Annotated in this window: 26 protein-coding genes; 9 read left to right on the forward strand and 17 right to left on the reverse strand. The window is 66.9% G+C overall.

What is annotated here, in order from left to right; all coding sequences use genetic code 11:
• Positions 1-107: 107 nt before the first annotated feature.
• Positions 108-1,175 (reverse strand): ABC transporter substrate-binding protein, encoded by a 1,068-nt coding sequence (locus L0976_RS11680; RefSeq protein WP_234187433.1) that lies wholly within the window; start codon positions 1,173-1,175, stop codon positions 108-110.
• A 77-nt stretch (positions 1,176-1,252) separates the two neighbouring features.
• Here L0976_RS11680 and L0976_RS11685 point away from each other — a divergent pair, with 77 nt between their 5' ends.
• Together L0976_RS11685 and L0976_RS11690 are read left to right on the forward strand one after the other, a co-directional pair.
• A complete protein-coding gene (locus L0976_RS11685) occupies positions 1,253-1,927 on the forward strand; it encodes a response regulator (RefSeq protein ID WP_234187436.1) in 675 nt (224 codons plus the stop codon).
• Positions 1,924-3,312, forward strand: a complete 1,389-nt coding sequence (locus tag L0976_RS11690) for a sensor histidine kinase (RefSeq protein ID WP_234187437.1) — start codon at positions 1,924-1,926, stop codon at positions 3,310-3,312. The genes L0976_RS11685 and L0976_RS11690 overlap by 4 nt, the downstream gene beginning before the upstream one ends.
• On the opposite strand, the gene L0976_RS11695 is transcribed toward L0976_RS11690, so the two are convergent.
• Positions 3,309-3,950 carry a LysE family translocator gene (locus L0976_RS11695; protein WP_234187439.1) on the reverse strand — a complete coding sequence of 214 codons (642 nt, stop codon included), beginning with the start codon at positions 3,948-3,950 and terminating at the stop codon, positions 3,309-3,311. The genes L0976_RS11690 and L0976_RS11695 overlap by 4 nt on opposite strands.
• A 176-nt stretch (positions 3,951-4,126) precedes the next feature.
• On the opposite strand from L0976_RS11695, the gene L0976_RS11700 reads away from it, so the two are divergent.
• On the forward strand, positions 4,127-4,612 hold the full coding sequence (locus L0976_RS11700; protein WP_234187440.1) for a MarR family winged helix-turn-helix transcriptional regulator: 486 nt from the start codon (positions 4,127-4,129) through the stop codon (positions 4,610-4,612).
• Positions 4,609-5,826 (forward strand): multidrug effflux MFS transporter, encoded by a 1,218-nt coding sequence (locus tag L0976_RS11705; protein ID WP_234187442.1) that lies wholly within the window; start codon positions 4,609-4,611, stop codon positions 5,824-5,826. Before L0976_RS11700 ends, L0976_RS11705 begins: the two co-directional genes overlap by 4 nt.
• A 61-nt stretch (positions 5,827-5,887) precedes the next feature.
• Here the strand turns inward: L0976_RS11705 and L0976_RS11710 are convergent, their stop codons facing one another.
• Positions 5,888-7,111: an argininosuccinate synthase gene (locus tag L0976_RS11710; protein WP_234187444.1), complete on the reverse strand. Its 1,224-nt coding sequence runs from the start codon at positions 7,109-7,111 to the stop codon at positions 5,888-5,890.
• Positions 7,112-7,294: 183 nt separating this feature from the next.
• Here L0976_RS11710 and L0976_RS11715 point away from each other — a divergent pair, with 183 nt between their 5' ends.
• Entirely contained in the window at positions 7,295-8,146 is an 852-nt protein-coding gene (locus tag L0976_RS11715) for an SDR family NAD(P)-dependent oxidoreductase (RefSeq protein WP_234187446.1), read from the forward strand.
• 48 nt (positions 8,147-8,194) lie between these two features.
• Here the strand turns inward: L0976_RS11715 and L0976_RS11720 are convergent, their stop codons facing one another.
• The 5 genes from L0976_RS11720 to L0976_RS11740 all read right to left on the reverse strand — a co-directional run bounded on the left by L0976_RS11720 (position 8,195) and on the right by L0976_RS11740 (position 13,536).
• Positions 8,195-8,989: an ABC transporter ATP-binding protein gene (locus tag L0976_RS11720; RefSeq protein WP_234187447.1), complete on the reverse strand. Its 795-nt coding sequence runs from the start codon at positions 8,987-8,989 to the stop codon at positions 8,195-8,197.
• Positions 8,989-9,867 carry an ABC transporter permease gene (locus tag L0976_RS11725; protein WP_203316757.1) on the reverse strand — a complete coding sequence of 293 codons (879 nt, stop codon included), beginning with the start codon at positions 9,865-9,867 and terminating at the stop codon, positions 8,989-8,991. Before L0976_RS11725 ends, L0976_RS11720 begins: the two co-directional genes overlap by 1 nt.
• Before the next feature lie 121 nt (positions 9,868-9,988).
• Positions 9,989-10,942 carry an ABC transporter substrate-binding protein gene (locus L0976_RS11730; RefSeq protein WP_234187448.1) on the reverse strand — a complete coding sequence of 318 codons (954 nt, stop codon included), beginning with the start codon at positions 10,940-10,942 and terminating at the stop codon, positions 9,989-9,991.
• 304 nt (positions 10,943-11,246) lie between these two features.
• Positions 11,247-12,476 carry a 23S rRNA (adenine(2503)-C(2))-methyltransferase RlmN gene (gene rlmN, locus L0976_RS11735; RefSeq protein ID WP_370643650.1) on the reverse strand — a complete coding sequence of 410 codons (1,230 nt, stop codon included), beginning with the start codon at positions 12,474-12,476 and terminating at the stop codon, positions 11,247-11,249.
• Positions 12,477-12,633: 157 nt separating this feature from the next.
• Positions 12,634-13,536, reverse strand: a complete 903-nt coding sequence (locus L0976_RS11740) for a LysR family transcriptional regulator (protein ID WP_234187450.1) — start codon at positions 13,534-13,536, stop codon at positions 12,634-12,636.
• A gap of 135 nt (positions 13,537-13,671) precedes the next feature.
• On the opposite strand from L0976_RS11740, the gene L0976_RS11745 reads away from it, so the two are divergent.
• Entirely contained in the window at positions 13,672-15,072 is a 1,401-nt protein-coding gene (locus tag L0976_RS11745; RefSeq protein WP_234187451.1) for an MFS transporter, read from the forward strand.
• A gap of 63 nt (positions 15,073-15,135) precedes the next feature.
• Here the strand turns inward: L0976_RS11745 and L0976_RS11750 are convergent, their stop codons facing one another.
• Complete coding sequence (locus L0976_RS11750; RefSeq protein ID WP_203316762.1) at positions 15,136-15,639, reverse strand: invasion associated locus B family protein; 504 nt, start codon at positions 15,637-15,639, stop codon at positions 15,136-15,138.
• 70 nt (positions 15,640-15,709) lie between these two features.
• Here L0976_RS11750 and L0976_RS11755 point away from each other — a divergent pair, with 70 nt between their 5' ends.
• Positions 15,710-15,958 carry a hypothetical protein gene (locus tag L0976_RS11755; RefSeq protein ID WP_234187453.1) on the forward strand — a complete coding sequence of 83 codons (249 nt, stop codon included), beginning with the start codon at positions 15,710-15,712 and terminating at the stop codon, positions 15,956-15,958.
• 73 nt (positions 15,959-16,031) lie between these two features.
• On the opposite strand, the gene L0976_RS11760 is transcribed toward L0976_RS11755, so the two are convergent.
• The 4 genes from L0976_RS11760 to L0976_RS11775 form a co-directional block, all read right to left on the reverse strand.
• Positions 16,032-16,421, reverse strand: a complete 390-nt coding sequence (locus tag L0976_RS11760; protein ID WP_234187455.1) for a YkvA family protein — start codon at positions 16,419-16,421, stop codon at positions 16,032-16,034.
• Between the two features lie 72 nt (positions 16,422-16,493).
• Entirely contained in the window at positions 16,494-16,802 is a 309-nt protein-coding gene (locus L0976_RS11765) for a 4a-hydroxytetrahydrobiopterin dehydratase (protein WP_234187457.1), read from the reverse strand.
• A gap of 70 nt (positions 16,803-16,872) precedes the next feature.
• Complete coding sequence (locus tag L0976_RS11770; RefSeq protein ID WP_234187459.1) at positions 16,873-17,598, reverse strand: beta-ketoacyl-ACP reductase; 726 nt, start codon at positions 17,596-17,598, stop codon at positions 16,873-16,875.
• Positions 17,599-17,687: 89 nt separating this feature from the next.
• The gene (locus L0976_RS11775; RefSeq protein WP_234187460.1) at positions 17,688-18,869 is read right to left on the reverse strand and encodes an acetyl-CoA C-acetyltransferase; all 1,182 of its coding nucleotides are present in this window, start codon (positions 18,867-18,869) and stop codon (positions 17,688-17,690) included.
• Between the two features lie 292 nt (positions 18,870-19,161).
• Here L0976_RS11775 and phaR point away from each other — a divergent pair, with 292 nt between their 5' ends.
• On the forward strand, positions 19,162-19,740 hold the full coding sequence (gene phaR / locus L0976_RS11780; RefSeq protein ID WP_203316767.1) for a polyhydroxyalkanoate synthesis repressor PhaR: 579 nt from the start codon (positions 19,162-19,164) through the stop codon (positions 19,738-19,740).
• Between the two features lie 37 nt (positions 19,741-19,777).
• Here phaR and L0976_RS11785 read toward each other — a convergent pair whose 3' ends face one another.
• The 4 genes from L0976_RS11785 to mtgA all read right to left on the reverse strand — a co-directional run bounded on the left by L0976_RS11785 (position 19,778) and on the right by mtgA (position 22,138).
• Positions 19,778-20,185 carry a hypothetical protein gene (locus tag L0976_RS11785; protein ID WP_234187463.1) on the reverse strand — a complete coding sequence of 136 codons (408 nt, stop codon included), beginning with the start codon at positions 20,183-20,185 and terminating at the stop codon, positions 19,778-19,780.
• Positions 20,186-20,339: 154 nt separating this feature from the next.
• A complete protein-coding gene (gene rpmF / locus L0976_RS11790) occupies positions 20,340-20,525 on the reverse strand; it encodes a 50S ribosomal protein L32 (protein ID WP_203316769.1) in 186 nt (61 codons plus the stop codon).
• A gap of 148 nt (positions 20,526-20,673) precedes the next feature.
• Positions 20,674-21,321 carry a glutathione S-transferase family protein gene (locus L0976_RS11795; RefSeq protein WP_234187465.1) on the reverse strand — a complete coding sequence of 216 codons (648 nt, stop codon included), beginning with the start codon at positions 21,319-21,321 and terminating at the stop codon, positions 20,674-20,676.
• A 70-nt stretch (positions 21,322-21,391) separates the two neighbouring features.
• A complete protein-coding gene (mtgA, locus tag L0976_RS11800) occupies positions 21,392-22,138 on the reverse strand; it encodes a monofunctional biosynthetic peptidoglycan transglycosylase (RefSeq protein ID WP_234187467.1) in 747 nt (248 codons plus the stop codon).
• 136 nt (positions 22,139-22,274) lie between these two features.
• Here mtgA and L0976_RS11805 point away from each other — a divergent pair, with 136 nt between their 5' ends.
• Positions 22,275-23,192, forward strand: coding sequence for a polyprenyl synthetase family protein (locus L0976_RS11805; RefSeq protein WP_234187469.1), 918 nt, complete (start codon positions 22,275-22,277; stop codon positions 23,190-23,192).

The raw sequence follows: 23,192 nt of genomic DNA on the forward strand, positions 1-23,192 counted from the left end.
GCGGCAGAATTCTCCTCCCGGTCTTCCGTCCGCCTCCACGGACGATGAAGACCTCCAAGCGATCACAGAAAGCTGTCATCTACCTGACATGGCGGCGGAACGGTCGGCTACTGGTTGCGCAGGACCTCGTTCCAGCGCGCGATCAGCCGGGCGCGCTTGACCTGGTCGAGATAGACCATCAGGCCGGGGCTGACCGGCACCGGCTTCAGCTGCGCGCCGAGCAGCGCGTTCATCGTGCGTGCCGTGTTGGAGCCCGAGACCTCGGGGCTGACGGCGGCGATCTGCAATTCGCGCGACAGGATCTCCTGCCCCTCCTTCGACATGAAGAAGGCGAGATACCGCCGGCCGAGCTCCGGCGAGGCGGCGGCCTGCGGCACCAGCCCGATGCGCGACATGACGACGGTATAGTCCTTCGGCAGCACGATCCCGACATCCGGGTGCCGCGAGGCCCAGTCCGCCGCATAGGAGCCGAGAATGTTGTAGCCGAGCACGAAGCGCCCGTCGGCGACGCGCTCCAGGATCGCCGAGCTGGTCGAATAGAGCTTCACGCCCGCCGCGCCCATCGCCTGGATCACGGTCCAGATATCGCCGAACTGCTCCTGGTCGCGCGCCATGAAGAGGAAGCCGACGCCGGAGCGCTCAATGTCGTAGGTGCCGATGCGGCCATGGACCTTCTCGCCCTGCCGCTTGAGATAGTCGACGAACTCGGCGCGCGAGGCCGGCGGCTTCTCACCCTTAAAGCTCGGCTTGTGATAGACGAAGACGGCGGGCTCGAAGGTCAGCGCATAGGCGGTGTTGCGCCAGTTGGCCCATTGCGGCCAGCGCTCGCTCATCGGCAGGTCGCTGCGCTGCGCATAGCCGTCGTTGCTGAGCTTGACCTGCAGGTCCATCGCCGAGGAGAAGGCGAAATCGGCGGTCTTCCGCCCGGCATCCGTCTCGCTGACGATGCGGTCGTGCACCTCGCCGGTCAGCATCTCCTCGTAGCGCACCGCCACGTCCGGATTGGCCTTCTGGAAACCCTCGATCATCGGCCGGGCGAGCGGCTCGTCGAGCGAGGAATAGACGAGGAGGACGGGCGCGTCCGCATTGCCGTCGCGCGCCGCGAAGAAGGCCGGCTCGGCAAGGGCGGGCGAAGAGGCCGCCAGAAGCGCAAGAACGATGAGGACAAGACGCATCGCATGACCTTGCCAAAGCGGACGCCCGTTCACAAGAGCGCCCGCCGCCGCTAAATTCGCCGTGGGAGGACGAAGACGTGCGCATACTACTGGTCGAGGACAACGAAGCCCTGGCGGACGGCCTTTCCGCCATCCTCAAGGGCACCGGCCATGCCGTGGACGTGGTGCGCGACGGCGCCTCCGCCGACGCGGCCATCGCCTCGGAGAATTTCGACCTCGTGATCCTCGACCTGACGCTGCCGGAAATGGACGGGCTCGACGTGCTGCGCGCCATGCGCGCCCGCTCCAGCAAGGCGGCCGTCCTGATCCTGACGGCGCGCGGCGCGCCGGAAGAGCGGGTGCGCGGCCTCGATCTCGGCGCCGACGACTACATGATCAAGCCCTTCGACATCTCCGAATTCGAGGCGCGCGTGCGCATGCTGCTGCGCCGGCAGGCGGGGCTGCGCTCCTCCGCCATCGCCTTCGGCGGCATCGCGCTCGACCTCAATTCCCGCACCTTCTCGGCCGAGGGCGTGCCGCTCGACATTCCCGCCCGCGAGCTCGGCCTCCTCGAAATCCTCTTCATGCGCGCCGGCAAGGTGGTCGCCAAGGAAGCCATCATGCAGTCGCTCGCCGCCTTCGACGACGACCTGTCGGCCAATGCCATCGAACAATATGTCAGCCGGCTCAGGAAACGCCTCGCCCCGCACGGCCTCACCGTGCGCACCGCCCGCGGCATCGGCTACTATCTCGACAAGGCGGCGGCCGCTTGACGCTCCTTCCCGCCGCCTCGCTCCGCCGCCGCCTCCTCCTCTGGCTGCTCGTCTCGACGGCGGTGATCGGCGTCGTCGCCCTCGTCGACACCTATAACGAGGCGGTGACGACGGCGAACAACGTCTCCGACCGCGTGCTGGCCGGCTCGGCGCTCGCCATCGCCGAACGCGTCGTGGTGACGGAAAACGGCGCGCTGGAGGTCGACATCCCCTATGTCGCGCTGGAAATGCTGACCTCGGCCGCGCAGGACCGCGTCTTCTACCGCGTCGACGGCCCGCCCGGCCGCTTCATCACCGGCTACCAGACCCTGCCGACCATCGCCGAGATGGGCGGCCGGTCGATCGGTTTTGCGGATGCGACCTTCCGCGGCGAACCGATCCGCATCGCCGTGCTCCAGCGCTCCGCCTCCACCGGCATCAATTCCGTGCCCTTCGCCGTGACCGTCGCCGAAACCACCATCGCCCGCCGCCAGTTGACGCAGACGATCCTCCTGCGCTCGGCGCTGCGCCTTGCCATGATGATCGCCGGCGCGGCCGCCATCGTCTGGATCGCCGTCACCGTCTCGCTACGCCCGCTCTATCGGCTCGGCGACGCCATCGCCGAGCGCAGCCCGAACGACCTGCACCCCATCGAGCAGCGCGCGCCGAGCGAGGTGCAGGGCCTCGTCGACACGGTCAATTCCTTCATGGTGCGCCTGCAATCGGCGCTGGATGCGCTGCGCCACTTCTCCGGCAATGCCAGCCACCAGCTGCGCACGCCGCTCGCCATCATCCGCACCCAGCTCGCGCTGGCGGGCCGCGCGACGACGCTGGAGGAGGCACACGAGGCCGCGCGCAAGGGCGACGCCGCCGTCGCCCATGCCGAGCGCATCCTCGCCCAGCTCCTGCTGATGGCGAAGATCGACGCCGCCGGCTCCAACGAACCGCAGAAACTCGCCGCCGTCGACATCGCCGCGCTCGCCCAGCAGCTCACCGCCGACCGCGTGCCCGCCGCCGCAGAGGCCGGCATCGACCTCGGCTACGAAGGCGACGGCCCGGCCTTCGCCCGCGTCGAGCCGCTGCTCTTCGGCGAATTGCTGCGCAACCTCGTGGAGAACGCCATCGCCTATGCCGGGCGCGGCGCGGAGGTGACGGTGAGCGTGCGGCAGGGAAGGGATGCGGTGCGCCTGACGGTCGAGGACAACGGCCCCGGCATCCCGCCGGGCCGCCGCACGCTCGCGCGCCAGCGATTTTCACGCGGCGAGCATCGCGATGCGCCCGGCATGGGCCTCGGCCTGCCCATCGTCGAGGAGATCGCCGCGCTGTTCGACGCGGCGATGACGCTGGAAAGCGGCCCGGCCGGCCGCGGGCTTCGCGTGGCGATCCGCTTCCCCGCCGCCGGCTAGGGCTTGCGCCAGCCGAGAAGGCCGGGCGCGGCGTGCCAGATGGCCTGCACGGCAAAGCCCATGAAGAGCACGCCCGACATGCGCACGATGGCGAGCTCGTGGCGGCGGTAGAACCGGCGCACCAGGCTCGCGCCGATGATCACGACGAGAACCGCATCCGCCAGCAGGAAGCCGACGAGCGAGGCGCTGAGCAGGAAGGGCAGCGCCTCGAAGTCCAGCGCGTTCGAGGAGCTCGCGAGCAGCGCCGTGAAGGTCGCGAGCGCCACGGGATAGCCCTTGGGATTGGTGAGGCCGAAGATCAGGCCGCGGCGCAGCGGCCGCTCGACCGCCAGCATGGCCGAACCGTCCGAGCGCTTGCCCGCCCTCAGCGCCGACCAGCCGAGCCAGGCGAGATAGAAGCCGCAGAAGAGGCCCAGGACGTCGAACACCGTGGTGCCGATGGTCTTGGCCCCGACGATGGCGACGAGCGCGAGGGTCGACCAGACCATGTCGCCGGCAAGATGCCCGCCGAGAAAGAGCGCGCCCGCCTTGCGCCCCTGCCCGGCGCCGATGCCGAGCAGGGCGAGGAACGCCGGGCCGGGGATGAGCACATAGAGCAGGGCCGCCATGAAGGCGCCGAAGAGCATGGAACCGGTCATCTGAAATCCCCGTGAAACGTGCGGCGAGTTTCAGTCCGCGCGGACGCTATCGTCAAGGTGGAGCCGCAGGCATTTTTTTGGCGTCGCAGTCCGGCCACGCATTGCCGCCGCGCTTGACGGTTGTCCATTCTCGCCCGCCATAGTAAGCTAGACTTACGATAATGCAGAAAGCGATCATGTCCCTCCGCCCCGATCCCGATGCCCTCGGCTTCGTCCTCATCGACGTTGCCCGCATGTTGCGCAGCGCTTTCGAGCGGCGCATCGTCACCGCCGGTCTCGGCCTCACGCCCGGCGAGGCCCGCACGCTCGTGCGCATCGCCACGCTGGAGGGCAGCCGCCAGCTCGAGATCGCCCAGCACATGGGCATCGAGCCGATGACGCTCTCCACCTATCTCGACCGCCTCCAGAGCCTCGGCTTCATCGAGCGCCGCCCGGATCCGGCCGACCGCCGCGCCAAGCTGATCCATACGACACCGGCGGCCGCCGACATCATCACCAGTATCCGCATCGAGCAGATCGAACTGATGCAACTGGTCACGAGCGGCATCGGCGAGGAAGACCTCGCCCTGATGCGCGAGCGCATGAAGCGGCTGCGCGCCAACCTTGCCGCCCTGGAGGAAGACAGCGCCGCCCTCGCGCTCGCCAAGGAGGCCGGCCGATGACGCGCCCGCGCATGAGCGAGCGCCGCACGAGCATCATCAGCGCCTTCCTCGTCGCCCTTGGCCCGATCTCCATGGCACTCTACACGCCCGCCATGCCGCAGCTCGTCAACGCCTTCTCCTCCACGGAATCGGCGATCAAGCTGACGCTCTCGCTCTATTTCGCGGGCTTCGCCATCGCCCAGCTCGTCTCCGGCACCATGTCGGACGTGCTCGGGCGGCGCCGGACGACGCTGATCTTCATGACCGTCTACCTCGCCGGCAGCCTGATGGCCGCCTTCGCGCCGAGCGTCGGCATGCTGCTGGCCGGCCGGCTCGTTCAGGGCATCGGCGCCTCCGTCGGCATGACGGTCTCGCGCGCCATCGTGCGCGACCAGTTCACCGGCACCGAGGCCGCGCGGATCATGAACATGGTGGGCATGATGCTCGCCATCGGCCCCGCCGTCTCGCCGACGCTTGGCGGCTTCTTCCTCGGCCTGTTCGGCTGGCAGTCGATCTTCTTCCTGATGGTCGGCTTCGCGCTCGCCGCCTGCGGCACGGTCTATTTCTGCATGGCCGAGACGACCACGCCGGACCCCGCCAAGGGGCATGTCGGCCCCATCCTGCGCGGCTACGGCGCGCTTGCGGCCAGCAGCCGCTTCGTCTCCGCCACGCTCGTCATGGCCGGGGCCGTCGGCGCGCTCTACGGCCAGGCGACCATGCTGCCCTTCGTGCTGATCGATCGGGTCGGCCTGACGCCCACCCAGTTCGGCGTCGGCATGCTCATGCAGTCGGGCTTCTTCTTCGCGGGAACCGTCGTCGTGCGCCTGCTGATGCGCCGGATGGCGCCGGCCCGCATCGTCCTGCCGGGCCTTGCCTTCATCGGCCTCGCCAGCATCCTGATCGCGCTCGCCTCGCACCTCGTCACGCCGACCTTCCTCAGCGTCATGGGTCCCGTCGGCATCTATGCCTTCGGCATCGCCTTCGTCATGCCCTACATGATGACGGCAGCCCTGGAACCCTTCCCGCACATCGCCGGCTCGGCCTCCGCCGCCATGGGCTTCATCCAGATGGGCGCCGGCTTCCTCGCCGGCCTGATCGCCGCCGCCATCGGCCTGCCCCTCTTCGCCTTCGGCACCATCATCCCCTCGATGGGCCTCATCGCGATCCTCTCCTACGCCTGGTATCGCGCGATCTGCAGCCGCGACGCGCAGCTCGTGACGGAGCCGGCGGAATAGGCGGACGCAGAAAGCCCGCCGCCGTTTCCGGCAGCGGGCTTTTCATCCGGGTGCGGATCGCTCAGCCGCGCTTGTTGCGGGCGGCGAGCGTGCGCAGGCGCAATGCGTTCAGCTTGATGAAGCCGGCCGCGTCCTTCTGGTCGTAGGCGCCCTGGTCGTCCTCGAAGGTGACCAGCTTGTCGGAATAGAGCGACTTCGGCGATTCGCGGCCGGTGACCATGACATTGCCCTTGTAGAGCTTCAGCGTCACTTCGCCCTCGACATGCTCCTGGCTCCGGTCGATCGCGGCCTGCAGCATCTCGCGCTCCGGCGAGAACCAGAAGCCGTAATAGATGAGCTCGGCATAGCGCGGCATCAGCTCGTCCTTGAGGTGGGCGGCGCCGCGGTCGAGCGTGATGCTCTCGATGGCGCGGTGCGCGGCGAGCAGGATCGTGCCGCCGGGCGTCTCGTAGACGCCGCGCGACTTCATGCCGACGAAGCGGTTTTCCACCAAGTCGAGGCGGCCGATGCCGTTGTCGCGGCCGTAGTTGTTGAGCGTCGCCAGGATCGTCGCCGGCGACATGCGCACGCCGTTGATCGAGACGGCGTCGCCCCGCTCGAAGCCGACCTTGATGACGGTCGCCTTGTCGGGCGCCGTTTCCGGCGAGATGGTGCGCATATGCACGTATTCGGGCGCCTCGACGGCCGGGTCTTCCAGCACCTTGCCCTCGGAGGAGGAGTGCAGGAGGTTCGCATCGACCGAGAACGGCGCTTCGCCCTTCTTGTCCTTGGCGACCGGGATCTGGTGCTGCTCGGCGAATTCGAGCAGATGCGTGCGGCTCTTGAACGCCCAGTCGCGCCACGGCGCGATGATCTTGATGTCCGGGTTCAGCGCATAGGCGGAAAGCTCGAAGCGGACCTGGTCGTTGCCCTTGCCGGTTGCGCCATGCGCGATGGCGTCGGCGCCGGTCTTGGCGGCGATCTCGATGAGATGCTTGGAGATCAGCGGGCGGGCAATCGAGGTGCCGAGCAGGTAGACGCCCTCATAGACCGCATTGGCGCGGAACATCGGGAAGACGAAATCGCGCACGAATTCCTCGCGCACGTCCTCGATGAAGATCTCCTTGATGCCGAGCATCTCGGCCTTCCTGCGGGCCGGCTCCAGCTCCTCGCCCTGGCCGAGGTCGGCCGTGAAGGTCACGACTTCCGCGCCGAGTTCCGTCTGAAGCCACTTCAGGATGATCGAGGTATCGAGGCCGCCGGAATAGGCGAGCACGACTTTCTTCACGTCTTTATGTGATGCCATGATGATGAGGTCCGTTGCATGAAGGGCTGCGGCAAACCCGCGAAAGCCCATTGTCGCGGCACTTTTAGCGAGATTGGCGCGCGGCGCAAGGGTGGGCCCCGACGCATCGTGCCGCACGCCGGGTTTGATCCGGCCGCAGGAGACCCCATATTCGGCCTCTGTGGACCATGAAGGGGTGATCCCATGACCGATCTCAAGGACATCATCAAGGCCGCCAATGTCGCGGTCGTCACCGGCGGCGCCTCGGGCATCGGCCTTGCCGCCGCAAGGCGCTTCGCCGAGGCCGGCATGTGCGTGGCGCTCGCCGACCGCAACCCCGACCAGCTCGGCGAGGCGCGCGCCGAACTCGAAGCCATCGCCGGCGAGGCGAATGTCATGGCCGTCGAGACCGACGTCGCCCATCGGCACGAGCTGGAAGCGCTGGAACGCGCGGTCCTCCAACGCTTCGGCCGCGTGCATGTGCTGATGAACAATGCCGGCATCCAGCCGGACACCTCCATCTTCAGCGCCGAGGCCAACTGGGACCATATCCTCGCGGTCAACCTGATGGGCGTCATCCACGGCACGCAGGTCTTCGGCCCGAACATGCTGGCCCATGGCGAGCCGGGCCTCATCATCAATACCGGCTCCAAGCAGGGCATCACCACGCCGCCCGGCAATCCGGCCTACAATGTCTCGAAAGCCGGCGTGAAGGCCTTCACCGAAGCCCTCCAGCACGAATTGCGCAACACGGCGGGGGCGAGGATCTCCGCCCATCTGCTGATCCCCGGCTTCGTCTTCACCGCCCTGACGCGGGGCGAGCGCACGGAAAAGCCCGACGCCGCCTGGACGCCGGCCCAGACCGTCGACTTCATGCTGGAAAGCCTTGCGCGCGGCGACTTCTATATTCTTTGCCCGGACAACGACGTCGCCCGCGCCCTCGACGAGCGCCGCATGGCCTGGGCGATGGGCGATATCATCGAGAACCGCCCGCCGCTCTCGCGCTGGCATCCGGATTATGCGGAGAAGTTCAAGGCCTTCGTCGAACGGCCTTGAGGGCAACGACCGGAAACCGCCCGCAGGACTGCGGGCGGATCCGGGATGTCAGCCGATCAGCAAGGCGTCGTCGTCGAGCGTCTGGCCGCGCATCTTGCGGAACATGGCGATCAGGTCCTCGACCTGGAGGGTCTTGCGATTGTCGCCGGCGACGTCGAGCACGATCTCGCCGCCGTGCAGCATGACGGTGCGGTGGCCGTAGTCGAGCGCCTGGCGCATCGAATGCGTCACCATCAGCGTCGTCAGCTTGCGCTCGGAGACGATCTTCTGCGTGAGGGTCATGATGAATTCGGCCATGCCCGGGTCGAGTGCGGCGGTGTGCTCGTCGAGCAGCAGCACGTCGGAGCCGGCGAGCGTCGCCATGACGAGCGAGACCGCCTGCCGCTGGCCGCCGGACAGAAGATCCATCCGGTCGCGCATGCGGTTCTCGAGCCCGAGATTGAGCTCGGCGATGCGCTCGCGAAAATGCGCGCGGCGCTGCGGCCCGAGGGCCGCAGCGAGGCCGCGCCGTTCGCCGCGCCGGGCGGCGAGCGCAAGGTTCTCCTCAATGGAGAGCGCGCCGCAACTGCCGGTCAGCGGGTCCTGGAAGACGCGGGCGACGCGGCCGGCGCGCGCGGCGGTGCCCTGGCGGGTGACGTCCGTCGTGCCGATCTTCACCTGGCCCTCGCTGGCGATGACGTCGCCGGCGAGAACCCCGAGCAGCGTCGACTTGCCGGCACCGTTCGAGCCGATGACGGTGACGAACTGGCCTTGCTCAATGGTGAGGCTGACGCCGTTCAGCGCCTGCTTTTGCAGCGGCGTGCCCTTGCCGAAGACGACCTTGATATCGGAAACGGAGATCATCAGGCGGCTCCCCCGCGGCGAAGGCGCGGCAGCACGAGCGCCACGGTGACGAGCAGGGCCGTCACGAAGTTGAGGTCCGAGGCCTGCAGGCCGAGCACGTCCGAGGAGAGCGCGAGCTGGATGGCGATGCGGTAGAGGATCGAGCCGATGACGCAGCCGATCAGCGCCATCAGGATCCCGCGCGCGCCGAACAGCGTCTCGCCGATGATGACGGCGGCAAGGCCGACGACGATGGTGCCGACGCCGGATGTCACGTCGGCGAAGCCGTTGGTCTGCGCGAAGAGCGCACCGCCGAGGGCGACCAGCGCGTTGGAGAGCGCGATGCCGAGATAGATCTGCTTGTTGGTGTTGACGCCCTGCGCGCGGGCCATGCGGGCATTCGCCCCCGTCGCGCGCATGGAAAGGCCGGCATCGCTTTCGAGGAACCGCCAGACGACGATGACGGCGACGACGACGAGGATGCCGACGAAGAGCGGGCGCACGTAGAAGTCCCTGAGGCCGAGGCCGAAGAACGGGCTGATCATCGTGTCGGCATTGATGAGCGCGACATTCGGCTTGCCCATGACGCGCAGGTTCACCGAGAAGAGCGCGATCATGGTGAGGATCGAGGCGAGCAGGTTGAGGATGCGGAAGCGCACGTTCAGCATGGCCGTCACGAGGCCGGCGACCGCGCCCGCCACCATGGCGACGGCGGCGGCGAGCCAGGGGTTGAGGCCGGCGATGATCAGCACGGCCGTGACGGCCGCGCCCAACGGAAACGACCCGTCCACGGTGAGGTCCGGAAAATCCAGCACGCGGAAGGCAAGGTAAACGCCGATCGCGACGAAGGCATAGACCAGCCCCAGTTCGACGGCACCCCAGAAGGCAATCAGGCTCACGGCTCTCGGCTTTCCTTGGTTCCCCTTCCGCCTAGCGCGGATGGGCCTTTCTAACGGATCAACCGCTGCCAGGCGTCCGGCAGCGGTTGATTCCGGTTGGCGATGTTCCGGGAACCCCGGATCAGTCGATCACGCGGGTCGCGCGGCCGACGACGGCTTCCGGAAGGGTGACGCCCATCTTGGCGGCGGCGCCCTTGTTGACGACGAGGTCGGTGCCGGCGGCGACCTTCACCGCGATGTCGCCGGGGTTTTCGCCCTTGAGGATGCGCACGACGACTTCACCCGTCTGGCGGCCGACATCCTTGTAGTTGAAGCCGAGCGCCGCGATGGCGCCGCGCGAGACGGAATCCGTGTCGGCGGTGAAGAGCGGCAGCTTGGCCTCCACGGCAACGGCGACCGCGCCTTCGAGGGCGGAGATGATCGTGTTGTCCGTCGGGATGTAGATCGCGTCGGCGCGGCCGACCAGCGCGCGGGCGGCGCCCTGCACTTCGGCGGACTTGGTGGCAGCGGATTCGACCACCGTCAGGCCGGCCTTCCCGGCTTCTTCCTTCAGGACGGCGAGCAGCGAGACGGAGTTCGCCTCACCCGAATTGTAGAGGAAGCCGATGGTCTTGGCCTCGGGCAGGATTTCCTTGATCAGCGCCAGGTGCTCGGCGACCGGCGACATGTCGGAAAGGCCGGTGACGTTGCCGCCCGGCTTGTCCATGTCCTTGACGAGCTGCGCGCCGAGCGGATCGGAAACGGCGGTGAAGACGACCGGAATGTCCTTCGTCGCGGAAACGACGGCCTGGGCCGAGGGCGTGGAGATCGGCACGATGACGCTGGGGTTTTCGCCGACGAACTGGCGGGCGATCTGCGCGGCGGTTGCGGGGTTGCCCTGCGCCGACTCGTAGATGAACTTGAGGTTCTCGCCTTCCTTGTAGCCGGCGGCCTCCAGCGCTTCCTTCACGCCGTCGCGGGCGGCGTCGAGCGCGGGATGTTCGACGATGGCGGTGACGGCAACCGTGACGTCTTCGGCCTTGGCGGGCAGCGCAAGCGCGAGCGTTGCAACGGCGGCGAGCAGGATATGGCGCATGAAGGGTCCTCCCTAGAATGATTTTACGCCGTTTCTAGGCAAAACGGCCGTTCAAATCAATTCTCGGAATCGGTTGGGCCGATCATATTTTCTGATGGGCGGCCTTTCGCCCCAAGACGAGGGCGGACCGCCATGCCCACTCCCCTCTCCTTCGTCATGCGCGGGCCCGACACGAGCATCCATGTCGCGGGCGTCAAGTGGATCCTCGGCTCAGGGCCGAGGATGGCGCGGCGGATGGGGCAAAGCTGTCGGGCAGCCTCTTTTTGCAGGGAAAATCCCCGAAGGGACTGAAGACGGAAAGTCCTCAGTCGTCCTCGCCGTGCCCGACGATCATCATGGCCTCGAAGGCCATGCGCTCGACCTTGCGCATGCGCTCGGATTCGGACTTCAGCTGGCCGCAGGCGGCGAGGATGTCGCGGCCGCGCGGGGTGCGGATCGGCGAGGCATAGCCGGCCTGGTTGATGAAGTCGGCGAAGCGCTCGATCTGCTCCCAGTCCGAACACTGGTAGTTCGTGCCCGGCCAGGGATTGAAGGGGATGAGGTTGATCTTCGCCGGAATGCCCTTGAGGAGCTGGACGAGCAGCTTGGCGTCCTCCAGCGTGTCGTTGACGTCCTTCAGCATCACATATTCGAAGGTGATGCGCCGCGCGTTCGACAGGCTCGGATAGGCGCGGCAGGCCTCGAGCAGCTCCTTCAGCGGATATTTCTTGTTGATCGGCACCAGCATGTCGCGCAGCTCGTCGCGCACGGCATGGAGCGAAATCGCCAGCATGACGCCGATCTCCGAGCCGGTGCGGTAGATTTCCGGCACGATGCCGGAGGTCGACAGCGTGACGCGCCGCTTGGAGAGCGACAGGCCGTCGCCGTCGGTGGCGATCAGCAGCGCCGTCTTCACGCTCTCGAAATTGTAGAGCGGCTCGCCCATGCCCATCATGACGATGTTGGAGACCTTGCGCCCCTCAGCCGGCACGATGGCGCCGGCCGGCGTGTCGCGGTCCGGGAAGTCGCCGAGCCGGTCGCGGGCGAGCAGAAGCTGCGAGAGGATTTCCTCGGCCGTCAGGTTGCGCACCAGCTTCTGCGTGCCGGTGTGGCAGAAGGAACAGGTGAGCGTGCAGCCGACCTGGCTGGAGATGCAGAGCGTGCCGCGGCCCTCCTCGGGAATGTAGACCGTCTCGATCTCGACCGGGCGGCCGGCGCCGCGCGCGGGAAAGCGCAGCAGCCACTTGCGCGTGCCGTCGCTGGAGATCTGCTCGTCGACGATCTCGGGACGGGCGATGGTGAAATGCGTCTTCAGCATCTCGCGCATGTCCTTGGAGACATTCGTCATGTCGTCGAAATCGGAGACGCCGCGCACATAGAGCCAGTGCCAGAGCTGGCTGACGCGCATCTTCACCTGCCGCTCGGCGACGCCCTTCCCGACGAGCGCGCGGCCCATCTCCTCGCGCGAAAGGCCGATCAGCGTCGGCTTTTCGGCGGCCGGGATGTTGCGGACGACCGGCGCCTTGACGGGCGCGGCCGTATTGAGAAAGTCCATGCTTGCCATCGCGTCATCCTCAAGAACAGGGAGCGCCCGCGCAGGCTTCCTGCGCCGCAAGCGGTCCATGCTCGACTGAAGTTCAGCGGGCCCTTCGGCGCCGACAGGTGCGGCGGAGGCCCAGTTGCGGGCCCTTTAGCATTGTTCCGGCGCAAAGTCACCTGCCTTGCCGCTCCGCGCAGACCTCCCGCAGGCAGGCCCTCAGCCAGCGATGCGCCGGATCGGCGTCCATGCGCGGGTGCCAGAGCAGGGAAACCGTGTGCTCCGGCAGCTCGACCGGCAGGGCAAAACGCGCCATGCCCTGCGCAAGCCGCATCGTATAGCGCTCCGGCACCTCGGCGATCAGGTCGGAATTCCGCGCCAGAACCAGCGCCTCGGAAAAGCTCGAAACGGTGACGGCGATGGTGCGCTTCAGCCCGATCCGCTCCAGCGCCGCATCCACGGGACCCGCATTGCGCCCGCGCCGGGACACCAGTACATGCTCGCCACCGGCATACCGCTCCGGCGTCAGCGGCGCATCGAGAAGCGGATGCCCCGGCCGCACGACGCCGACGAAGCAGTCGCGGAACAGCGCCTGCGCCCGCACCTCCGGTCCCGTAGCGCCGCCGATCACGCCGGTTTCCAGGTCCACCGCCCCATCGCGCAGCGGCGTGCTCTCCTTGTCGGGCTTGGGCACGAAACGCAGCCGCACGCCGGGCGCTTCCCGCGCGATGCGCGCCAGCAGCGCCACGCCGAAGGTTTCGACGAAGCCTTCCCGGTTGCGCAGGGTGAAGGTCCGCACGAGGCTTTTCAGGTCGAGCCTGTCGGCCGGGCGGAGCAGGGCTTGCGCCTCTTCCACGACCCGCCCGGCCTCCCCCCGCAGTTCCACGGCCCGCGGCGTCGGCACGAGACCGCGCCCGGCGCGCACCAGCAACGGGTCGCCGGTCACCTCGCGAAGGCGGGCGAGCGCCCGGCTCATCGCCGAGGGGCTGAGCCGCAGCCGCCGCGCCGCACGCGCGACGCTGCCTTCAGCTAGAAGCACGTCGAGCGTGACGAGGAGGTTGAGATCGGGCCGGGTCATGGCGCGATCCTACCACGCCCGCGAAAAAACGGCATGGCGTCGAACGCACGAATGAAGTGCAAGCGATGCGCATTCCGCCATGCCTGCCGAAGGATTATCTGCCGGGAAGAACGAACCCGAACCGAGGAGCAGGCCATGGCCGATGCACAAACCCTGACAGTCAAGCGGAACACGGCCGGAGCGCTTGCCGGCCTCTCGCTCTCGCTGCTGCTTTCCTCGCTCGGCACCAGCATCGCCAATGTCGCCCTGCCGACCCTGGCGGAGGCTTTTTCCGCGCCCTTCCGCGAGGTCCAGTGGGTGGTGCTCGCCTATCTCCTGGCAAGCACGGTGCTGATTGTCGGCATCGGCGGGCTCGGCGACATTCTCGGCCGCCGCCGGCTGCTGCTTGCCGGGCTGGCGCTCTTCACCGCCGCCTCCGCGCTTTGCGGTCTTGCGCCCTCATTGCCCTTCCTCGTCGCCGCCCGCGCCGCGCAGGGCCTCGGCGCCGCCGCCATGATGGCGCTCGCCATGGCCTTCGCCAGCGAGACCGTGCCGAGGGAGCGGATCGGCAGCGTCATGGGCCTCTTCGGCACCATGTCGGCCGTGGGCACAGCGCTCGGCCCCTCGCTCGGCGGCCTGCTGATCGCCGGCTTCGGCTGGCCGGCGGCGTTCCTGGTCGCCGTCCCCTTCGGCCTTGCCGCCTTCGCCCTCGTCCACCGGTTCCTGCCGATGGACAGCACGGCGACGAAGGCCGGCCGGTTCGATCTCCCGGGCGCGGGGCTGCTCGCCGCAAGCCTGACGGCCTATGCGCTGGCCATGACCGCGGGGCAGGAAACGCTCGACCCGCGGAATGCCGCCCTGCTGGCCGCCGCTGCCATCGGCGGCGTGCTCTTCGTCATCCGGCAGCGCAAGGCCGCCTTTCCGCTGATCCGCCCTGCCGCCCTGAGACGCCATGGCTTTCGCGCCAGCCTCACCGCCAACGTGCTGGTCGCGACGGTGATGATGGCGACGCTGGTCGTCGGCCCGTTCTATCTTGCCCGCACCGTCGGCCTCGGCCCGGCGGGCGTCGGCCTCGTCATGGCCATCGGCCCCTTCGTTTCGATGGCGAGCGGCGTTATCGCCGGGCGCATGGTGGACCGGCTTGGCGCAGCGCCGATGGCCCTCGCCGGCCTTGCCGCGATGACGGCGGGCGCCATGGGCCTTTCCCTGCTGTCCGCCCTTTTCGGCCTTGCGGGCTATATCGCCGCCATCGTCGTGCTCACGCCGGGCTACCAGCTTTTCCAGGCCGCCAACAATGCGGCGGTCATGACGGGCGTTCCGGCGGACCGGCGCGGCGTCACCTCGGGCCTGCTCAATCTGTCGCGCAATCTCGGCCTCATCACCGGCGCGTCGCTGATGGGGGCGATCTTCACGCTGGCCGCCGGAACGAAGGATACGACGGTCGCCAACGCCGCAGCCGTCGCCGCGGGCATGCAGGCAACCTTCGCGGTCGCCGCTGTCCTGGTGCTGGCGGCGCTCGTCCTCGCGGCCCTCGGCCTCAGGCGCAATGCGGCCTGAAGGCCGGCAAAAGAAAAGGGCCGGCGTGATGCCGGCCCTTTTGCTGCGATTGGCTGGGATGCCTCAGCGGCAGCCCTCGATCTGCTTCAGCGCCGCCGAGATGCCGGAGAGCGAATAGGAATAGGAGGTGCCGGTGCCGCGGCGCGACTTGGCCTGCACCGTCATGGACTTGCCGCCCTTCATGGCCGCGACGAGCGCCGGCTCCTCGGCGGCGTTCTCCACCCAGGCCGAATTGCCCTTGGTGAACATGACGAAGGTGCGGTTGTCGATCACGACATTGACCTTGGAGTTCTCCTGCAGCGGATAGCCCATCATCGCCTGCGGCTCGTAGCTGATATTCTGGCCCGGACGCTGCGAGACGAGGAAGAACACGTCGCCATGGTCGACGCCGGCGGGGTTCTTCTCCTTGGGAACGGAAAGGACGTAGCAGACCTTGCCGCCGTTCGCCTGGTAGGAATAGGCGCCCCAGGCATTGAACTGCTGAATGCGCGTCGGCGTCTGCGCCGAGGCAACGCCTGCGGTCGCGAAGACGAGGGCGAGTGCGGTTGCGAGCTTTCTTACGAACATGTTTTCCTGCCGGTTGTCTTGCCAGTGATTTGCCGGCCGAAGGCAGGTGCCTGCCACGCCGGTTTCGGCCATGCATGATGATGATTTGATTTATTTTGACTTAATTCAGGTTACCAAACCGTCAACACATACGCATTTTCCGTGGGTCTTCCGCGCCGCACCGGGACAGGACCGCGCCGAAATCCGCCGCTGCCTTCCGCAGCCTTTCAATCAGCCGCAAAAATGCCCGTTCCGTTGCCGGCGCAACTCCATACGCAAACCGTTGCGCAACTCTGCTGAAATCGTGCAAAGGCGGGCGTGCCCGGTTCCCGCTTGGTGAGATAGAACCCGTCGAAATGCCTAAAGGCACAAGGAATAGGGCAAGAATTTGACCCGAATCCGCGCCGGCCCGCTCAACCGACGGGTTGCAGGTCCGGCTCCTCCGCAAGCGCCTTGTCGGCGGCGGCATAATGGTCGGGGCGGATATGGCCGCGGATCGCCGCGAAAGCCGCCGTCAGCACGGCGATGTCGTCGGAAAAGCCGACCAGCACGAAGAAATCCGGAATGCCGTCGAGCGGCAGCACGAAATAGGCGAGCGCCGCCAGCAGGATGCCGCGAACCCTGGTCGGCGTGCGCGGATCGAGCGCGCAATAGTAGGATGCGACGAGATCGCGGGAGAACGGCACATAGCGCATCGCACGCCGGAGAACCGGCCAGAACCGCTTCTTCACGCGCGCGCTCTGGCGTTGCTGTTCGGCCTCGTCTCCGGGCAGAAGGATTTCACCGATCTTCACATCGTCCATTCAGGGGCCTCCCTCGGGTGGCGACGCCGGCACAGCCCGGCGCAATTCATATGGGAATGCCTTCACATCCCTTCAACTCTTCGTGCGAAGGGCCGCCGCCGCCTCCATCGCACCCGCCAGCTTGACGTCGAGCGCGGTCAGCCCGCCCGCATCGTGATTGGTCAGCCGCACGTCGACGCGGTTGTAGACGTTGAACCATTCGGGATGATGGTTGAACTTCTCCGCCGCGAGCGCGCCCTCGGTCATGAAGCCGAACGCCTCGCGGAAGGACTTGAACCTGTAGCTTTTCTCGATGGCGATGCCGTCCCGCGAACGGCTCCAGCCGTCGAGGGCTGCCAGCGCCTCGCGGATCGCCTCTTCGTCCAGTTTTTCCTGCTTCATGGCGCCCTCTCCTTCTCACAGACATGGAAACGGCGCCCGGAGGCGCCGTGTTCCGTTTTGCGCTTCCGCCTCACACGAAGAACTGGCCGCCGTTCGCCGAGATGGTCGATCCGGTGATGAAGCCGGCATCGTCGGAGGCGAGGAAGACCACGATGCGGGCGATCTCCTCCGGCTCGCCGAGGCGCCCGACGGGGATCTGCGGTATGATCCGCTCGTTCAGCACCTTTTCGGGAATGGCGCGCACCATTTCCGTACCGATATAGCCCGGGCAGATGGCGTTGACCGTGATGCCCTTGGCCGCCCCCTCCTGGGCGAGCGCCTTGGTGAAGCCGAGGTCGCCGGCCTTGGCGGCCGAATAGTTCGCCTGGCCCATCTGGCCCTTCTGCCCGTTGATCGAGGAGATGTTGACGACGCGGCCGAAGCCGCGGTCGCGCATGCCGGACCAGACCGGATGGGTCATGTTGAAGAGGCCGGTGAGGTTGGTGTTGATCACCGCGCCCCATTGGTCCGGCGTCATCTTGTGGAACATCGCGTCACGGGTGATGCCCGCGTTGTTGACGAGAATATCGACCGGCCCGAGATCCGCCTCCACACGGCCGATGCCTTCGACACAGGACTCGTAGCTCGAGACGTCCCATTTGTAGACCGGGATGCCGGTTTCCGCCTTGAAGGCGTTGGCGGCCTCGTCGTTGCCGGCATAGTTCGCGGCGACCTTGTATCCGGCGGCCTTCAGCGCAACCGAAATGGCTGCGCCGATGCCCCGCGATCCTCCCGTTACCAATGCTACCCTGCTCATGTGGCTCACTCCCCTCGCTATTGTTTTTCGAGTCGACCCGTCGCCCTGCCGGGCGGCAGGTCATGGCAAAGCAGCTTGCAAGACGATGCTTACATGCGCTCGACGCACATCGCCACGCCCATGCCGCCGCCGATGCAGAGCGTGGCAAGGCCCTTCGAGGCGCCGCGGCGCTTCATCTCGAAGAGGAGCGTGTTGAGGATGCGCGCACCGGACGCGCCGATCGGATGACCGATGGCGATGGCGCCCCCGTTGACGTTGACGATCGAAGGATCCCAGCCGAGATCCTTGTTGACGGCGCAGGCCTGGGCCGCGAAGGCTTCGTTGGCCTCGACGAGGTCGAGGTCGCCGATCTTCCAGCCGGCCCTTTCGAGCGCCTTGCGGGAGGCCGGGATCGGGCCCGTGCCCATGATCTTCGGATCGACGCCGGCCGTCGCCCAGGAGACGATGCGGGCGAGCGGCTGGATACCCCGGCGCGAGGCTTCCGCTTCGCTCATGAGGAGGGCGGCGGCCGCGCCGTCGTTGAGACCGGAGGCGTTCGCCGCCGTGACCGTGCCCTCCTTGTCGAAGGCCGGGCGCAGCTTGGCCATGGAATCCAGCGTCGCGCCGTGGCGGATATATTCGTCGGCATCGACCGTCACGTCGCCCTTGCGGGTCTTGACGATGAAGGGAACGATCTCGTCCCTGAAGCGGCCTTCCTTCTGGGCGGCCTCGGCCTTGTTCTGCGAGGAAACGGCGAAGGTGTCCTGCTCCTCGCGCGAAAGCTGCCACTGCTTGGCGACGTTCTCGGCGGTGATGCCCATGTGGTAGCCGTAGAAGGCGTCCGTCAGGCCGTCCTTGATCATCGTGTCGATCATCTTGAAGTCGCCCATCTTCACGCCGCCGCGAAGATGCGCGCAATGCGGCGCCATGGACATGGATTCCATGCCGCCGGCGACGATGATGTTCGCATCCCCGGTGGCGATCTGCTGCATGCCGAGCGCGACGGCGCGCAGGCCCGAACCGCAGAGCTGGTTCATGCCCCAGGCGGTGGCTTCCTGCGGCAGGCCGGCCTTCATGGCGGCCTGGCGGGCCGGGTTCTGGCCCTCGCCGGCCGGCAGCACCTGGCCGAGGATCACCTCGTTCACCTCGCCCGCCGCAACACCCGCGCGCTCCAGAGCCGCCGAGATGACCGCCGCCCCGAGTTCGTGGGCGGGCGTGTTGGCGAAGGCTCCGTTGAAGGAGCCGACCGCGGTGCGGGCGGCGCTGGCGATGACGATGGACGGGGTGCTCATGGTATGATTCCTCAGTTCTGACGGCCTGACGGCCGGCCTTGGAACCGGGTCCGGCGCACGAACGGCGCGAGCCCGGCGGTTCTCCCGAAATCAAAACTGGCAAAGCGAGGCAGGAGAGTCAAACGGGATATCCGGTGCCGCTAAAATTTCATCGACGGGGCGTGCAGCATGAAAATCCATGTTGCGCAGCATCACCCGCCGCATCGCACAATTCGATTGTCAGCGCGCTGCTTTTTGCCGATACTCCCCGGAACCAAAAAAGAAACAGGAACACGGGGATGAGGAGACCCTAATGGCCAGGAACGACGGTCAGATCGTCATCAAGAAATACGCGAACCGCCGCCTCTACAACACCGGCACGAGCACCTATGTCACACTCGACGATCTCGCGGTCATGGTGAAGAAGGGCGAGGACTTCACCGTGCAGGACGCCAAGTCCGGCGAGGACATCACCCATTCGGTGCTGACGCAGATCATCTTCGAGCAGGAATCCAAGACCGGCAACACGCTGCTGCCCATCTCCTTCCTGCGCCAGCTCATCTCCTATTACGGCGACCAGATGCAGATGGTCGTGCCGAGCTATCTCGAGCATTCGATGCAGGCCTTCACCGAACAGCAGGCCCAGATGCGCGAGCAGATCGACAAGACCTTCGGCGACACCCCGCTCGGCAAGAACCTGCAGGTGCCGATGCAGCTCGTCGAGGAGACGGTGCGCCGCAATACGGAAATGTTCCAGCAGGCGATGAAGATGTTCTCGCCCTTCGCGAACGCCGCGCCCGCGAAGGAGCCCCGCAAGGCCGAGGCGAAGGATCTCGACGAACTGAAGGAGCAGTTGCGCGCACTCCAGACCAAGCTCGACAACCTGAGCTGACGAAGCGGGTCGGCGGGGCGATCTCCCGCGGGGGACCTTAGAGCCCGATCGAAACGTCGCGGCTTGCCGTGCGGATCGAGACGGCGAACCCGGCGATGACGTCGATGAAGCAGATCGTCATCAGGATGAAGAAGATCTGCGTCGCCGCGCCCTGCACCAGCAGGAACTCGACCAGGAACACCACGAACAGCACCATCGAGAGCATGTGGTCGAGGAGCGCCCGCGAGCCCGGCCGCGTGGCCTTCAGGATTTCCACGAAGAGCAGCACCAGCGCGACCAGGATGAGCAGGTCGCCGAAGGCCATGGTCCAGGTCGTGCCGGACAGCATGTTGACCGCCATCACCTCGCTGTCGAGCACAGCGACGCCTCCATCGCCGAACAGCCCCGTCATGGCGAGGTTGTAGAGGGCGAAGGGAACGATCAGCAGCGGTATGGCCAGAAGCATGGCGCGACGGTCTCCTATGGCTGTGCGGTGTCGCCAGCCCGTCCGGTCGTCTTAGCCGAAGAATCGGCTCGAGAAAACGTCACCCGCGGAAGGGGCGCAAAAGAAAAGGCCCGGTTTCCCGGGCCTCGATCTCGGCTGATGCCGGAAACGCGGATTATGCGCTTTCCTTCGGCGTCAGGACCTGGCGACCGCGATACATGCCGGTCTTCAGGTCGATGTGGTGCGGACGGCGCAGTTCGCCCGAGTTCTTGTCTTCGATATAGGTCGAACCCTTCAGAGCGTCTGCGGAACGGCGCATACCGCGCTTGGACGGGGTCGTTTTTCTTTTCGGTACAGCCATTTGACTAACTCCACTTATCGGGCGAACACATCCGCGAGGCCACCGAATGGCCGACAAAGACATGTCTTTATCTCGGAAATTTGGCGGGCTTATACATGGCAAAACCCTGCTTGACCAGTCCCCGGCCGGATTTTTTCGATTCCGCCACTCAGGCCTCGTCTTCCGGTACGATCCACGGTTCGGCAAGGGCGGCCGCCTGCCATTCCTGCCAGGCCGGATGCGCTTTCATGCGTTCCATGTAGCCTCGTACCGTGTCGTTCGCGGTCAGGCAATAGATCTCCAGGCGGTTGACGACAGGCGCATACATGGCGTCCGCCGCCGAGAAGCCGCCGAACAGGAACGGTCCGCCGGAGCGCGCAAGCGCCGATTTCCAGATCGCCTCGATACGTGCGACGTCGTCGGTCACGCCCTCGGGCAGGTCGATCCCGCCCGGCTTGCGGCGGATGTTCATCGGGCAGGCGTTGCGCAGCGCCCGGAAGCCCGAGAGCATCTCCATCGAGATCGCCCGCGCCTCGGCGCGTGCCGCGCGGTCCTTCGGCCAGAGGCCGGCATCGGGAAAGAGCTCGGCGACATATTCGATGATGGCGAGCGATTCCCATACCCTGACGTCGCCGTGCTGCAGCAGCGGCACCCGGCCGGTCGGCGAGACCTTGCGGATTTCCGGGTTGCCGGCGGCAAAATCGAAGGGGATCACCCGATCCGTGAACGGGACGCCGGCCGCCGCCATGGCGATCCATGGCCGGAACGACCAGGAGGAATAGTTCTTGTTGCCGACATAGAGGATGAGGTCTGACATGCGGATGCTCCGTGCGGGGAGCCGGACCCTAGGTGCTCACAGCGAAAAGCGCCAATGAAAAGGTCTGAACTCACTCATAAAGGCATCTGATATATTCGCCGGAGCGGCTCGAACGCCGCTCGATCAGATGCGCCAGCCGCTGCAGGCCGCGCCCCGGCTTGCCGGCATTGCGCTCGTAGGGATTGGGCAGCGAGACGGCCAGAAGCGAGGCCTGCCGGCGCGAGAGCTTTGCGGCCGGCACGTTGAAATGATGCTGCGCCGCCGCCTCGATGCCGTAGATGCCCGGTCCCCATTCGGCGATGTTGAGATAGATCTCCATCAGCCGCCGCTTGCTCCAGACGAAATCCGCGGTCACCGCCAGCGGCACCTCCATCGCCTTGCGCAGGAAGGAGCGGCCGTTCCACAGGAAGAGGTTCTTGGCCGTCTGCATGGGGATGGTACTCGCCCCGCGCGTCTGCTCGCCGGCCAGCGCCTCGTTGACGACGGCCCGCATCTCGCCCCAGTCGACGCCGGAATGGCGGCAGAACTGCCCGTCCTCGGACATCATCACCGCCTGCACCAGATTGGGCGAAATATCCTCGAACGCCACCCATTGCCGATCGTAGCCGCGCAAAAGCACGAGGTCGCGCAGCATGAGCGTGGAAACCGGGTGGACGAACCCGGCCGTATAGACGAGGATCAGCGCATAGGGCAGCGCCAGCAAGGCCAGCACGGCGAGAACGAGACGCCGCCAGTTCCGGCTAAGCCGGCTCATCCAGCCGCCCCTCCCGCCGGTCTCCACCTCCATGTCTGTCCGTGTTTCCGGTACGATGTCCAAGAGCCGGCGCCCATCCTTCCGTCGTTGCGCCTTCATACCGTTCCGGCTCTTCAAAAACCAGCGCCGCGCCGCGATTCTTTGCCGCCGTCCCGGCATTCCCGTTGCTTCGGCGGGGAGCCCATGCCAAAGAGCGGCCATGAGCGAACGTCACCTTGAATTCCGGACCCTTCTGAAAAGCAATGCCGAGGCGGTGGAAGCTCTGCTCGCCAGCCTGCTTTCGGCCGACGTCCGGACGGACGAGATCGCGCGTCCCGAACGGCTGCTGGCCGCCATGCGCCACGGCGTGCTCAACGGCGGCAAGCGGCTGCGTCCCTTCCTCGTCATCGAGACGGCCGCGCTCTTTCCGAACGTGGAGCGCGAGGCGGCGCTGCGCGTCGGGGCAGCGCTCGAATGCATCCACTGCTACTCGCTCGTGCACGACGACCTGCCGGCGATGGACGACGACGACCTGCGCCGCGGCCAGCCGACCGTGCACATCGCCTTCGACGAGGCCGCCGCCATCCTTGCCGGCGACGGCCTGCTGACGCTCGCCTTCGACATCGTCGCCGCGCCCGAGACGCGCCTGCCCGACGCCACCAGGACGGCGCTGGTGCTGGCGCTGTCGCGCGCCGCCGGCATCGGCGGCATGGTGGGCGGCCAGGGACTCGACCTCGCGGCCGAGAAAGAGGCTCCCGACGAGGACGGCATCGTCACGCTGCAGGCGATGAAGACCGGCGCGCTGCTGCGCTTCGCCTGCGAGGCCGGCGCCATCGTCGCCGGCGCCTCGGCGGAGGACCGCGCCACGCTGCGCCGCTACGGCGAGACGGTAGGCCTCGCCTTCCAGATCGCCGACGACCTGCTCGACCTCACCGCCGATGCGAAGACCATGGGCAAGGCGACCGGCAAGGACGCCGAACGCGGCAAGGCGACGCTCGTCTCCCGCCGCGGCCAGGCATGGGCGGAACATCGCCTGAAGGAACTCGTGACGGAGGCCGAGGCGCTTCTTGCGCCGTTCAGCCATCGGGCCGGCATCCTCGTCGAGACCGCCCATTTCATCGCCAATCGCAGGAACTGA

Origin of the sequence: Shinella sp. NM-101 (genome assembly GCF_021401195.1) — a bacterium.
Taxonomy (GTDB): Bacteria; Pseudomonadota; Alphaproteobacteria; order Rhizobiales; family Rhizobiaceae; genus Shinella.

What these genes read in the sequence shown, in the direction of transcription:
- L0976_RS11680 (WP_234187433.1), bottom strand. Translation starts at nt 1,175, where the DNA reads ATGCGTCTTGTCCTCATCGTTCTTGCGCTTCTGGCGGCCTCTTCGCCC.
- L0976_RS11695 (WP_234187439.1), bottom strand. Translation starts at nt 3,950, where the DNA reads ATGACCGGTTCCATGCTCTTCGGCGCCTTCATGGCGGCCCTGCTCTAT.
- L0976_RS11700 (WP_234187440.1), top strand. Translation starts at nt 4,127, where the DNA reads ATGTCCCTCCGCCCCGATCCCGATGCCCTCGGCTTCGTCCTCATCGAC.
- L0976_RS11705 (WP_234187442.1), top strand. Translation starts at nt 4,609, where the DNA reads ATGACGCGCCCGCGCATGAGCGAGCGCCGCACGAGCATCATCAGCGCC.
- L0976_RS11710 (WP_234187444.1), bottom strand. Translation starts at nt 7,111, where the DNA reads ATGGCATCACATAAAGACGTGAAGAAAGTCGTGCTCGCCTATTCCGGC.
- L0976_RS11715 (WP_234187446.1), top strand. Translation starts at nt 7,295, where the DNA reads ATGACCGATCTCAAGGACATCATCAAGGCCGCCAATGTCGCGGTCGTC.
- L0976_RS11720 (WP_234187447.1), bottom strand. Translation starts at nt 8,989, where the DNA reads ATGATCTCCGTTTCCGATATCAAGGTCGTCTTCGGCAAGGGCACGCCG.
- L0976_RS11730 (WP_234187448.1), bottom strand. Translation starts at nt 10,942, where the DNA reads ATGCGCCATATCCTGCTCGCCGCCGTTGCAACGCTCGCGCTTGCGCTG.
- rlmN (WP_370643650.1), bottom strand. Translation starts at nt 12,476, where the DNA reads ATGGACTTTCTCAATACGGCCGCGCCCGTCAAGGCGCCGGTCGTCCGC.
- L0976_RS11740 (WP_234187450.1), bottom strand. Translation starts at nt 13,536, where the DNA reads ATGACCCGGCCCGATCTCAACCTCCTCGTCACGCTCGACGTGCTTCTA.
- L0976_RS11745 (WP_234187451.1), top strand. Translation starts at nt 13,672, where the DNA reads ATGGCCGATGCACAAACCCTGACAGTCAAGCGGAACACGGCCGGAGCG.
- L0976_RS11750 (WP_203316762.1), bottom strand. Translation starts at nt 15,639, where the DNA reads ATGTTCGTAAGAAAGCTCGCAACCGCACTCGCCCTCGTCTTCGCGACC.
- L0976_RS11755 (WP_234187453.1), top strand. Translation starts at nt 15,710, where the DNA reads ATGCATGATGATGATTTGATTTATTTTGACTTAATTCAGGTTACCAAA.
- L0976_RS11760 (WP_234187455.1), bottom strand. Translation starts at nt 16,421, where the DNA reads ATGGACGATGTGAAGATCGGTGAAATCCTTCTGCCCGGAGACGAGGCC.
- L0976_RS11765 (WP_234187457.1), bottom strand. Translation starts at nt 16,802, where the DNA reads ATGAAGCAGGAAAAACTGGACGAAGAGGCGATCCGCGAGGCGCTGGCA.
- L0976_RS11770 (WP_234187459.1), bottom strand. Translation starts at nt 17,598, where the DNA reads ATGAGCAGGGTAGCATTGGTAACGGGAGGATCGCGGGGCATCGGCGCA.
- L0976_RS11775 (WP_234187460.1), bottom strand. Translation starts at nt 18,869, where the DNA reads ATGAGCACCCCGTCCATCGTCATCGCCAGCGCCGCCCGCACCGCGGTC.
- phaR (WP_203316767.1), top strand. Translation starts at nt 19,162, where the DNA reads ATGGCCAGGAACGACGGTCAGATCGTCATCAAGAAATACGCGAACCGC.
- L0976_RS11785 (WP_234187463.1), bottom strand. Translation starts at nt 20,185, where the DNA reads ATGCTTCTGGCCATACCGCTGCTGATCGTTCCCTTCGCCCTCTACAAC.
- rpmF (WP_203316769.1), bottom strand. Translation starts at nt 20,525, where the DNA reads ATGGCTGTACCGAAAAGAAAAACGACCCCGTCCAAGCGCGGTATGCGC.
- L0976_RS11795 (WP_234187465.1), bottom strand. Translation starts at nt 21,321, where the DNA reads ATGTCAGACCTCATCCTCTATGTCGGCAACAAGAACTATTCCTCCTGG.
- L0976_RS11805 (WP_234187469.1), top strand. Translation starts at nt 22,275, where the DNA reads ATGAGCGAACGTCACCTTGAATTCCGGACCCTTCTGAAAAGCAATGCC.